The organism is Methanobrevibacter olleyae, from assembly GCF_900114585.1.
Lineage (GTDB): Archaea > Methanobacteriota > Methanobacteria > Methanobacteriales > Methanobacteriaceae > Methanobrevibacter > Methanobrevibacter olleyae.
The window spans coordinates 34,061-46,208 of sequence record NZ_FOTL01000011.1 but is presented as its reverse complement, the minus strand read 5'-3'; the positions used below and the strand labels follow the sequence as shown (position 1 = coordinate 46,208).

Sequence of the window (12,148 nt, the reverse complement as noted above, 5' to 3'; positions counted from 1 at the left end):
TAAAAATAAAGCAATATTTAAAAATAAACATATTAAATAAAACACATTTAAAAATAAAGCAATATTTAAAAATAAACATATTAAATAAAACATATTTAAAAATAAAATATATTTAAATAAAAGGATATTATTAAAGAATTATAAGAAATATATGGAATCAATTCTATTTGATTTTTACAATTATTATTGATCAATTGTGATATTATGTGGGACACTGCTAAAGATTATAGGATTTTGATTGCTTTAAAAGCAAGAGAATTATTCTTAAGAACTGTTCAAACTGGTAGTTTTAGAGGTAATTGGAATAAAAAAGCTACTATTGAAGAAGCTAAAAGGATGGAGCCGGATTTACAATCTTTACTTTATTGTTATTTAGAAGGAGATACACTAGCGAATTGTGAAGATGTTGAAAAATTGGAAGATAAGGCTTATAGAATCATTGAATTTTTAGGTGGAGAAGACTGGGCACATAAGTTTATGTCAAATACTCCTAAAGAGGATAGAGAAAAAACTGAAGAAAATATTGCTAAGGTTAGATTTTTCTTAGATACTATTTTAGGACTTAGATTAAGATTTAAATTTGGCCCAATTGATGATCCGATTATTGGTATTGATGTAAAAGTTGGAGAGATTATGAGTGTTAGTAAACATCCTAATGCTGATTCTCTTATGATTTGTAATGTAAATGTTGGAAAAAGATCTTTAAAAGTTGTTACTAATGATTTAAATGTTAAAGAAGGTAATAGAGTAGGTGTTTCATTACTTCCTCCAGCAAGCTTCATGGAAATTGTTTCAGAAGCTATGTTTTTAGGTATGGATGGCAGTATTTTAAAAGAAGTTAATGGTGAATTAGGTCAAATGCCTAGTGGTATTCCTATGGACTCTTTAAAAGAAACTAAAAATATGATTGAAACTTTCCTAAAACCTTAAATTTAGTTTAATTAATTGATAATCAATTTTATTTATCTATTTTATTATTAATTTAATATTATTTTATTTTTTATCTAGTTTTTTATTAATTTCTTCTCTATAATTTAAATTACTTTTATCTCATAAACATTAAACCACTCTTATTTTTTCAGAATTTCAATATTTTTTATAAAAATTTTATGGGTTTGAATTTTTTAGTTTTCTGAAAGTTTTTGTAGGTCTGTTTTGTTGTGTAGCCTTGTGTTATGATTAGTGCTCCTGAAAATACAATCAGATTTACGGTTTTTTCTACTGATTTTGGTGTGTATTTGTGTATTCTAAATTTATGCATCTTTTGATGTGTTTTGTATCGTATGCTTTATTTGCTAAATATCTATGATGGTTTATACATTTTTATTGTTTTTATTGATGCGATTGCAAATTTTGTCTCATGTTTTGGTCCTTTTAAAGCTTGTGAATAAAGTATTATTTTTGCTTTCTACATCTATTGCAATATGGCATTTTGGTGTAGTGTTTTCTTTCATTTCCTCTTATTTTTGAGTAATATTTGTCTGCGTTATCACCAGTGAAACCACTTCAATCTAAAGCAACTATGCAGTTTTTAATATTTAATTTGTTAGTTATTATGTTGATTATTCATTCAAAATGTTTGTTGGTAATCTTTTGAAGAATTTTTGAAGTGTACTGTAGTTGGGTGCTTTTTCAATGTTTAAAAATTCTTTTATTTCTTTTGAAAGTACTATATAATTCCTTATTTGGCGAAAACTCATTTTTAAATATAATTTCAATGCAATTATTGTAAACAAAGCTGGTTGTGAATAGGTTTTCTTTGAATATAACCTTGATTAATGGATATCTAATTAAATGAATAGTTCAATGTTAATTAAAACACTCTCTAAAAATTTAAAATTTCCAAGTTCTATTTTCTTCCTGCATAGTCCAAAATTTATTATAATATCCATTTATACTAATTAATTCATTATGAGTTCCCCTCTCAGCTATTATCCCTCATTTAAAAGTAAAATTTGATCTGCAGATATAATAGTATAGGGTCTATGTGTTACAATAAACTCAAAAATATATCTTCAAATAGAAAAAAGGAAAAAAAACTCCAAAGTGTATAATAAGAAATTTCTAAAAAACCAATATTCTATAATATTTTAACAAATTTTCCTATTCTATTATTTCTAGACTTTAGAAATGGAGAAATTAATCTAATAAAAATGGGAGAATATCTTTTCATTTCATCTGTTAAATTATAATCACTAATTATTTTAAATGATGGACAAAGATTTTCAAAATCTTTAGTTCTATTTACACCCCATTTAAATACAGCTCCAGTTTGTTTAATAGTATCATGCTTTTTTTGATTCTTTACCATCCAACGAGACATTATCTCTAAAAGTAACTCAACCTCTTTAAAGCTTTCAGAAATTTTTAAAAATAGTTTTTTTACATCTTCTTCAGGTAGATACATTAAAAAGCCTTCAGCTATAATTAAAACCTTATTTTTATTTTCTATTTTATCTATCCAACTAAAGTCAAGTACTGAAGATGAAATATTAACAACTCTATCATTTTTATCTATGAATTTCTCCCTTAAACTCATAACATCCTTAAAATCAATATTATACCACATTATTCTTCCATTGTCCACACGATTAAATCTATCATCTAAACCACAAGCTAAATTAACTATTGAAGAATTTGGATTTTCTTTTATATAGCTATTAACTTCCCTATCTAATATAATTGTTCTTGAAGAGCATCCCCAAAAGTTCATTTTATTTTTAGAGGCTTTAAATCGTTTAGCAAAATCATAATCAAGATTATTAACGATTTTTATAGCTGTTTCATCATAAAATGCAGGATTTTTTCTTTTGTTCTCTAAAGCTCTTGCATATACAGGAACAAGCATTGTTTCACTAACTGCAGATAAATCTAAACTTTCTTTCATGAAATTTTTCTCCTTTTGTATTTTATTAAATAAAAAATATTTAGGTAAACCTAAATATTTAATTTATTATAATATAAAACAAATATATATAATTTGCTATAATAATTAAAAAAGAAGTTTAGGAGTCTTAAGATTTTAGTTTTCTGATAATTTTTGTATGGATGTTTTTGAGTAAAATCCTTGTAATACTATCAGTGCTCCTAAAAATACATTTAAATAAACGGTTTTTTTCAACTGATTTTGGAGTATATTTGTGGATTTCTCTCATATTCAAAATCCTTGTTTTAATAATTTGAAAAAATCTTCTATTTTACCCCTTATTGGTTTAAATTTTTCCCATGAATCTAATTTTTTCAATAATTCCATTTTTAATCTGGTATAGTCTTTTTTCTTTTATTATTTTCTCTGTTTTGTTGAATACGGCTAATGGATAGGTTAAAATGTCATCTAATCTTGTTTTTGTTGAATTTTTTCTTTTGGAAAAATAAAAGGAAACAATTTTATATTTGCTGATATTCCTATTTGGTAATTTTTTATAGCTGTAATATCCTTTATCAAAGTATTAATATGTCTATTTTTCTTATTATTCGTCTTTTTTTGAAGGTTTTCTAAAATACTATCAAAAGTTTTGCATCGTTTGGAGCCCTAGAATGGATTAAAATATAATACAGGGTTCATGGAATCATAATTTATTACAATTGTTACTTTAAATCCATATATAATATCCTTTTAGAGGGATGAATAGCTCCAATTTTGAGATTTAATTTTTGAAGATGATTCTTTTAGTCTTTTTATTATCTGTTGGAATATTGATATCTGAGTCTATTGGAGTTGCATCAATGATAAAAGCCTTTTTTTATTCTTTTTATCCTATTTTTTGAGTTTAAGATTCTGTTTAAGGATTTTAAAGTTTTTCAGAGTTTATTTTTTCTGAAAAAATTTTATAAAACTTGATTTGAAGTTGAAAATTCTGAAATATTAAAGAATTTTACGAAGTTATTTTTTGGATTTAAATTTATTTATAATGAATGGAATATCAAAACCAAAGAATATGCTTATAAAAATGATTTAAAAGTAAATCTTCTTTTATTTAGGTTTTTAAATCCATAAGATGCTAATATTTCTTGTGATTTTCTAGAATCAATAATTTTAAATATTTCTTTTAACAAAATATAATTTGGGTCTTTGCTATCTAAATTTAATCTACGCTTCATTGTTATCATCAATAATATATTTATTAAGCATATTATTTAAATTTAACGGTACTGAAGACCTATTTTTTTATATAACTAAAAATACAATTGTATTTTTAGAAATAAAACTAATTTTTTAGGATAATGAATAAAAATAGGGAAAATTCAAAGGAATTTTCATATGAAAAAATTCAGGCCCCTAAAAATTTATTAACTTTAGAAGATTTTTTCATGATATTACAATGTTATTATCATTTTCTTGGAATTTTTCAGAATTTTTCATGATAATATCATGTTATTATCATTTTTTTGAAAAATTTTATTTTTTATTAAGAAAATTAAGTTATTTTTTATTTTCACTTTAAAATCTTTCTTATTTTTTTTATTTTTCATATAGTTCATTTTTATTTTCTATTTTTCTTCAAATTTCATTATTCTATTCTAATTTTATAAGGTTTTTTTAGCTTTAAATCATAAAGTATTTATATAAGCAAATAGACATATATTATATAATAGGCTTATTTAATATTTTGATTGTTAAATTCCATATGAATTTCTTTAAAAAATCTAAATTAAAAAATTCATATCTTTAATTAATGATTCATTCTTTATAGGCTAAATTTTTAAAAAATTAAAGGATTTTTCAATGTTTTTATGCATTGATAAGACGTATTTTATTTTGATTTATTGAGTTAGAATGGTGAAAAAATGGTAGAAGTTTCCTCTCTTTATGATTTGGATATATATACATTGGCAGGACAATATGTAGGTCAAGTTCATGACGTAGTTCTTAATATTAGATATGGAACTATCTCTAGACTTCAAGTGAAAGCTTTAGAACCTGAAAGGAAAAGTGCAGGTTTCAGAGATATCTTTAGAGGCGGATTTCAGTTTGTTCCTGAAGAAGAAGTAGGTAGAACCTTCCAAGAAGGCTTACTTAATATAGAGTTTGATAGGGTTACTGCTATTGGAGACATTATGTTAATTGATCCTCAAGATTTGAAAAGACCTAAACCTCCAGTTGCAGGGGAAGAAATGTCTATACGCCCAAAACCTGACCCAGTTAGAGAAGCTCCAAAAGAAGCTCCTGTAGAAGCTCCTATACCGGGACAACAATAGCTTTTTAACTAAATATGTTTTTAATCTTTGAGATTTTTACCATATCCTTTGATTATTAGCCTATTTTTCTAAATGTAGTTTCAGATTAATTAACATATTTATTTTTTATTTTCTTTTTTTATTCTATTTTTTTATAATTTTTTATAAAATTTTCTTTGATATTATCAATGCTATTATCAATTTTTATAAATAGCTTAGAATTTATAAATTTTTTAATAAGATAGTTTTTTATTTAATAAAAATTAATTAATATTAAGGATAAAGATTTTTTTTTATTTAATGAAAATTAATTAATATTAAGGATAAAGATTTTTTTTTATTTAATGAAAATTAATTAATATTGAGGATAGGGATATTAATAATTCAACTATTGTTTTTTTAAAATTTTATTTTATTAAGCTGAGGTGAACTGATGATTGTAGGTATTGTAGGATGTGGAGCTATTGCAAATACAATAGTTAATGAAATCATGTCTGAAGAAGGAATAGAAATCAAGTATTTCTATGATCGTGATATTGAAAGAGCAGAAAATCTAGCACACATTGCTAATGGAATAGCTATTATTAAATTAGAGGATATGTTGGATAAAGTTGATTTGGTTGTAGAAGCGGCTTCACCAATTGCTTTAAAGAATATTGCTATACCTATCTTAGAAAAAGGTATAGATTTAATGGTTATGAGTGTTGGAGCATTGATGGATAAGGAATTTAGAGAAAATGTTCATAATACTGCTCGAAAACATAAGGCTAAAGTATATGCTCCATCTGGTGCAATTGTAGGTTTAGATGGTATTAAAGCGGCATCTATTGGTAAAATCACACAGGCTTCTTTAACTACAAGAAAAGCACCTAAATCATTAGGCCGTGAAGTTGAAGAAGAAGAGATTCTATTTGAAGGAAAAGCTCACGAAGCTGTTGAAAAGTTTCCAGTAAATATTAACGTAGCTGCTTCTTTAAGTATTGCTTGTAATATGGATATTGATGTTAAAATTATTGTAGATCCTAAGGTAGATAGAAATGTTCATGAAGTTCTAGTTAAAGGTGATTTTGGTGAATTTAGAACAAGCTCTGAAAACGTTCCATTTGCTGCAAATCCAAAAACAAGTATGTTAGCTGCATTTTCAGCTATCAAATTATTAAGAAGCTTTAACGAATCTTTCTCAGTAGGGACATAGCTAATATATCGGATGCTCAGTAGGGACATAGTTAATATATCGGATGCTCAGTAGGGACATAGTTAATATATCGGATGCTCAGTAGGGACATAGTTAATATATCGGATGCTCAGTAGGAACGTAAATAATATATTTTTTTAAAATTATATGTTAAAGGTATATGTTTTAATTATCTATTTAAAAAAATGAACTTAGGTGATTTAATGAAGGATTATGAAATTTATTCAACAATGAAGGTTCCAAAGAACTCTAAGATTATTTTACGTTTGGATGGCCGTAAATTTCATAGTTTGGCAAGGGCTTTAAAACTTTCAAAACCTTATGATGATAGATTTTATAAGATTATTGCTAATGTTTGCATTGATATTTTTAATCAGTTTTCACCTAAATTTATTTATGCCTTCTCAGATGAAATCAGTATTCTCCTAGATGAAATTCCATTTTCAGCTAGAGTTGAGAAGATAAATTCAGTATTCTCTTCAATCGCTTCAAGTTCCTTTACATATCATCTATTAAATGATTATTCAAGTGAATTTAATTTAGACAAACTATCAGACAATGATAGGAATATTGTATTTCCCATATCCTTTGATTCAAGAATAATTCCAATAGATGATGAATCTATAGCTAAGTACTTCAAATGGAGACAAGATGAAGCTTGGAGAAATTGTATCAATGGATATGGCATTTGGGCACTGAAGAAAGAATATGGTACCAAAGAAGCTAATGAAAAAATTAAAGGATTAAACTCAAATGAAATTCATGATCTATTATTTGAGAGAGGAATAAACCTAAATGATATTGATACTTGGAAAAAGAGAGGCATTGGCATTTATAAAAAATCATGGGAAATAGAAGGTTTCAATCCAGTAAAAGGAGAAAAAACAGTATCTACACGTAGTGAAGTTTATGTTGATTATGAATTAGAAATTTTTAATAGAGAGTTTTTTAATAATTTGAAATAATATTAATTTTTATTTTAATTAAGGGTTTTTTAATAATTTGAAATAATATTAATTTTTATTTTTAATTAGGTGTTTTTTAATAATTTGAAATAATATTAATTTTTATTTTTAATTAAGGGTTTTTTAATAATTTAAAATAATATTAATTTTTATTTTTACTTAGGGCTTTTTAAAATTTTTAGCTATTTCTGGCTATACAGGATTTAATGAGGAATTACTATGGGATTTGAAGATTTAGTATCAAAAATGAATGAAAAGAATCAATTTGAAAAGGTATGCGTTGATAATGGAGTAATTGATTCTGTAGTTTTTTATTCTAAAAAATCATATCCTAATGAATTTTTAGCTATGTTTGATGGTTATGTTAAAGATAAGGTTCTTTATATAACTGGATTGCTGTTTTTACCTGGTGAAAGATCACATACAAGCGCATCTTTTAATGATTGGCTAATTCCGCCTAATCAGAAAAAATGGGGTTCTGTACATTCTCACCCTGGAAATAATGCAAATCCCTCTCATGCTGATTTGATGACTTTTTCTAAACATGGCCCATTTCATATAATCCTTTGTGAACCATATTCTTTAGAAACAATGAAAGCTTATGATGCTTATGGCATGCCTAGTAGATTTGAGGTAGGCAATTATTCAGATTCTAATCAAGATTTAATTTTTGAAGATTTAAAAGAAATCAAAGAGGAACTTGATGAAATAGGTGAAGAAGAGCTCAATCCATCATTTTTTGATTTAGATAAGGATTTATCATACTTTGATGATGATAGGGAAAAAACTAATAAATATTCTCATGAATTTGATGGTTCTAATTTAGATAGTTCAAATAATTCTTTTAAGCAATCTAATAATTATAGTCCTTATAATGTATCTGATGATGAATTAGGCTCTATTGATTTAAATCCAAAAGTAGTTGAGATAGGTGGAGAATCTATAAATGGCCAAAGTCCTAAGTTAGGTATTGTAATTGAATTTAGAGATGGTAAACCTATTTTAAAAGGATTTAAAAATAGAAATGATGAAAATTTAGATGATGATAATATTGAATAAAAAGCTGTTTTTTAATAAATCATTTAAATAAAAGTAAAAAAAGAAAAGATTAGAATTCAGCTGAATTCTAATCTAATGTATTTGAAAGTTGTTTTTAAAAAATCTACTTTTTACAGCTTTTAATATTTGACTTTAATGAGTTTTTACTGCTTTTCTACTTAAAGAATTGGAATTTTTTCTACTTAAAGAATTAGACTTTTTTTCTACTTTGAGAATTAGACTTTTTTCTACTTAAAGAATTAAACTGCTTGCATCATATACATTGTCTAATGATTTAATTTCTTCAACAGATTCTTTAGTAGCTGGTTCATCTAAAGTAAGAATCATAATAGCTTCCCCGCCAGTGGAGTCTCTTCCTACTTGCATGATGCCAATATTAATGTTTTGCTGGCCGAATTTTGTGCCGATTGCACCAATACTTCCAGGAATGTCTTTATATTTTGCAATAAACATATTTCCTTCAGGTTTTACATCTACCCAATAACCATTAATTTTAATGATTTTAGGTTCATGTAAGTAAGTACCATCTGCAGACATTTCCCCATCTTTAGTTTTAGCAGAAACTTTAATTAAAGTTTCATAACCTTCGCTGTCTTCACTTACTGCCTCTGTTATGCTAATTCCTCTAAATTTAGCTACAGTGGTTGCATTAACAGCATTTACAACAGTTTCGGTAATTGGATTTAAAATACCTTGAAGAATGGTTCTTGTAAACAGTTCTCTATTTGGAAGCTTTGCAATTTCTCCTTTGTAGGTAATTTCTAATTTTTTAATAGGGCTACTTGCAGATTGTGAAATAAAACTACCTAATTTTTCACAAAGTTCCAGATAATTATTAGTTTCTTTAAATTCACTGTTATGCATACGAGGCATGTTAATAATGTTTTTAGGCATTTTTCCTTTGAATAAAGTGATTACTTCATTTGCTACAATGATAGCTGCATCTCTTTGAGCTTCTTTAGTGGATGCTGCAATGTGGGGGGTACATACTATATTATCTAATTGGAATAATTTATTGTCCTTTGCAGGCTCTTCTTCATATACATCAAGACCTGCTCCAAGAATTTCTCCACTTACTAATGCATCGTATAATGCATCTTCATCAATAATTCCACCACGTGCACAGTTAAAAATAAGTGCGGTGTCCTTCATTAATTTAAATTGCTCAGTAGAAATTGAATGTTCAGTTTCAGGAGTCAATGGAACGTGAATTGTAATTACATCTGCTCTAGTTAAGACATCTTCAATATTTTCATATAATTCAACACCCATGTTTTTAGCTACTTCAGGAGGTAAATATGGGTCATATGCAATAGCATCCATTTCAAATGCTTTACATCTGTTTACCACTTGAGATCCAATTCTTCCCATACCTATCACACCAAGGGTTTTGTTTCTAAGTTCCATTCCCATAAATGCCTTTTTCTCCCATTTTCCTGCTTTGGTAGATTTATCAGCAATAGCTATTTTACGGATGGTACTTAGGATTAATCCCATTGTGTGCTCTGCTACAGTGATTGAAGTAGATTCCGGTGCATTAACTACCATAATACCTTTTTGGGTAGCTGCATTTACATCAATATTATCTACACCTACACCTGCTCTTGCAATGATTTTAAGTTTATCTGCTTTTTCAATCACTTCGGCAGGTAATTTGGTTCTACTTCTTACGATAATAGCATCATATTCCCCAACAGTTTCAAGTAATTCTTCAGGGCTGATGCTAGTATCCACTACAACTTCAGCAATTTCCTTTAAGTTTTCAATACCTTTTTCATTTATTGCATCTGCGACTAATGCTTTCATTATTTCACCATTCTTTATTTGAAATAAGTTTTTAGTAATTTTAATAATAATTATTTTTATAAATTAAATATTCCTAAGCCTTTGCTTTTATTTTACTATTTATTCAATTTATAAAAGTTTTTTAATATTTAAAATTATGATAAATTATCTAATTTTCATATTTTTTTAAAATTTATAAGATAAGATTAGATAGCTTATAGTGTTATTATTTATCGTTAACATTATATTTAAATAATTTGTAAGATAGTGTTTTTAATTTATTTTATATTAGTTTTTTTTAAAATATTTTTGAATTGTTGGTTTTTTCATTTTCCTATTTTAATTTATTTAATCTTTTTTAATATTGATTTAAGTTTAAAATTCTATAAAATAAATTTAAAAAGGTTTATATATAATATAACTAAATATTATAGTAATTAACTTCGGTTAATCTAGAAAAATAATGGAGGCATAAAAATGGTAAGTATGGATGAATTTCCTATTTCAAGTGCAAATTATATCTCAGGGTATAAAATTGTAGAAAATAAAGGATTTGTTTATGGTTTAACTGTACGTGCACGTGGTGTTGGTGGAGATATTGGTGCAGGTATTAAAGGCTTATTCGGTGGAGAAATTAAGCAATATGTTACAATGATGGAAGAATCAAGAGAAGAATCTATTACACGTTGCATTGAACATGCTAAAGAATTAGGTGCAAATGCAATTATCTCCGTTAGAATGGATTCAGACAGTATTTCCCAAAACATGCAAGAAGTTTTAACTTATGGAACTGCTGTTGTAATTGAAAAAGAATAATTTTATTCTTTTTTCTTTTTTTATTCTCATTTTTATTCTTTAAAAGAGTCTTTTTTATTCTTATTCTTTTATTCTTTTAAGAGAGTCTTTTTTTATCTATTTATTTTTTCAATTTATTTTTTTATTCAACTATTTTTCGATAAGTTTAATAATTAATTTAATTAAATTTTTATTCAGAATTAAACAGTTTCAATTTTCAATTCTAGTATTATAACTATTATTTTTTTAGGTCGTGTTTATTATTTTTAATGAAGATTTAGAATTTAAAGGAAAATCAATCCCTCGTGTAGTTTTAGGAAATGCCCCATTTCTTGCAGATGCTTATTTTGGCCATAGGACTCGTTTATACAATTTAGACCTTCTTAGAAACCCGAATAATGTAAGCAAGATCATTGAAAAATCCTATGAATTGGGAGTAAGATCCATTAATTTAGCAAACAAGGAAAATCTCTTAAAAGCATTTGAAATAGCTTCTAATGATGGAGTGGAGATGCAAGCAGTTTCAACTATTGGTAAGACAGAAATGGATTATGTTTTACCGAATTATGATGAGGCAAGAAGAGAGGCTACTTGGAAGGAAGACATTGAAAATTTAGCACAATTTGATAATTCTTTAATGCTTGTAGATGAATTTCTTATAGATACTTATGATTGGGATTTTATAACTGAAATATTAGAAGCCATTAATGATACTGGTATTCCATCAGGCATTATTACTTCTTTTCCTTTTAAAACAAGTGAAAAATTAATTGATTCACCAATTATTGAAGATAAAGGTTTATTTGACTTTTATATGATTCCAGTAAATAAAGTCGGATATATGATGGATGTTCCAGATTTTAGAGCTAATAAACAAGAGGAATTAGTGAATTTACTTAATAAGATTGATAAAAAAATAATTATTAATAAGATTTTGGCAGTTGGTATTCAAAGACCTGAAGAAGCTTTTAATTTCTTGAAAACATTAGACTATGCTGAAATGGTTTCTGTAGGTATAGCATCTGAGATGGAAGCAGAAGAAACCTTTGGAATTTTAAATAAGATCTAATGATTTATAGAATTAAATTCTTCAATTTTTAAAAAGTTTAAAATTTTAAAAGTAATAGTTTTTTAATTTAAATTAATATAATTTAATTTTTAAAAGTAATAG

Annotated in this window: 10 protein-coding genes and 2 pseudogenes; 7 read left to right on the top strand and 5 right to left on the bottom strand. The window is 26.1% G+C overall.

Going from position 1 to position 12,148, the window contains the following annotated elements; translation table 11 throughout:
• Positions 1–204: 204 nt before the first annotated feature.
• A complete protein-coding gene (locus BM020_RS04565) occupies positions 205–930 on the top strand; it encodes a tRNA-binding protein (RefSeq protein ID WP_067145658.1) in 726 nt (241 codons plus the stop codon).
• Positions 931–1,124: 194 nt separating this feature from the next.
• On the opposite strand, the pseudogene BM020_RS09420 reads toward BM020_RS04565, so the two are convergent.
• The 4 genes and pseudogenes from BM020_RS09420 to BM020_RS09320 form a co-directional block, all read right to left on the bottom strand.
• A pseudogene (locus tag BM020_RS09420) lies at positions 1,125–1,249 on the bottom strand (IS5/IS1182 family transposase); the annotation flags it as partial.
• Between the two features lie 313 nt (positions 1,250–1,562).
• The gene (locus BM020_RS09575) at positions 1,563–1,700 is read right to left on the bottom strand and encodes a hypothetical protein (protein ID WP_234970517.1); all 138 of its coding nucleotides are present in this window, start codon (positions 1,698–1,700) and stop codon (positions 1,563–1,565) included.
• 380 nt (positions 1,701–2,080) lie between these two features.
• Complete coding sequence (locus BM020_RS04555) at positions 2,081–2,887, bottom strand: class I SAM-dependent methyltransferase (RefSeq protein ID WP_067145660.1); 807 nt, start codon at positions 2,885–2,887, stop codon at positions 2,081–2,083.
• A 135-nt stretch (positions 2,888–3,022) separates the two neighbouring features.
• A pseudogene (locus tag BM020_RS09320) lies at positions 3,023–4,101 on the bottom strand (transposase).
• Positions 4,102–4,788: 687 nt separating this feature from the next.
• Between BM020_RS09320 and BM020_RS04550 the strand changes: the two are divergent.
• From BM020_RS04550 to BM020_RS04535, 4 genes are all read left to right on the top strand, one after another.
• Complete coding sequence (locus BM020_RS04550; protein WP_074798387.1) at positions 4,789–5,199, top strand: PRC-barrel domain-containing protein; 411 nt, start codon at positions 4,789–4,791, stop codon at positions 5,197–5,199.
• 412 nt (positions 5,200–5,611) lie between these two features.
• Positions 5,612–6,373, top strand: a complete 762-nt coding sequence (locus BM020_RS04545; protein WP_067145664.1) for an aspartate dehydrogenase — start codon at positions 5,612–5,614, stop codon at positions 6,371–6,373.
• 203 nt (positions 6,374–6,576) lie between these two features.
• Positions 6,577–7,338 carry a tRNA(His) guanylyltransferase Thg1 family protein gene (locus BM020_RS04540; RefSeq protein WP_067145668.1) on the top strand — a complete coding sequence of 254 codons (762 nt, stop codon included), beginning with the start codon at positions 6,577–6,579 and terminating at the stop codon, positions 7,336–7,338.
• A gap of 219 nt (positions 7,339–7,557) precedes the next feature.
• Complete coding sequence (locus BM020_RS04535; protein WP_067145670.1) at positions 7,558–8,397, top strand: Mov34/MPN/PAD-1 family protein; 840 nt, start codon at positions 7,558–7,560, stop codon at positions 8,395–8,397.
• Positions 8,398–8,628: 231 nt separating this feature from the next.
• On the opposite strand, the gene serA is transcribed toward BM020_RS04535, so the two are convergent.
• Positions 8,629–10,203 carry a phosphoglycerate dehydrogenase gene (gene serA, locus BM020_RS04530; RefSeq protein ID WP_067145673.1) on the bottom strand — a complete coding sequence of 525 codons (1,575 nt, stop codon included), beginning with the start codon at positions 10,201–10,203 and terminating at the stop codon, positions 8,629–8,631.
• Between the two features lie 456 nt (positions 10,204–10,659).
• Between serA and BM020_RS04525 the strand changes: the two genes are divergently transcribed.
• A complete protein-coding gene (locus BM020_RS04525; protein ID WP_067145678.1) occupies positions 10,660–10,998 on the top strand; it encodes a heavy metal-binding domain-containing protein in 339 nt (112 codons plus the stop codon).
• A 232-nt stretch (positions 10,999–11,230) separates the two neighbouring features.
• Entirely contained in the window at positions 11,231–12,046 is an 816-nt protein-coding gene (locus BM020_RS04520) for a hypothetical protein (RefSeq protein ID WP_234970516.1), read from the top strand.
• Positions 12,047–12,148: the final 102 nt, after the last annotated feature.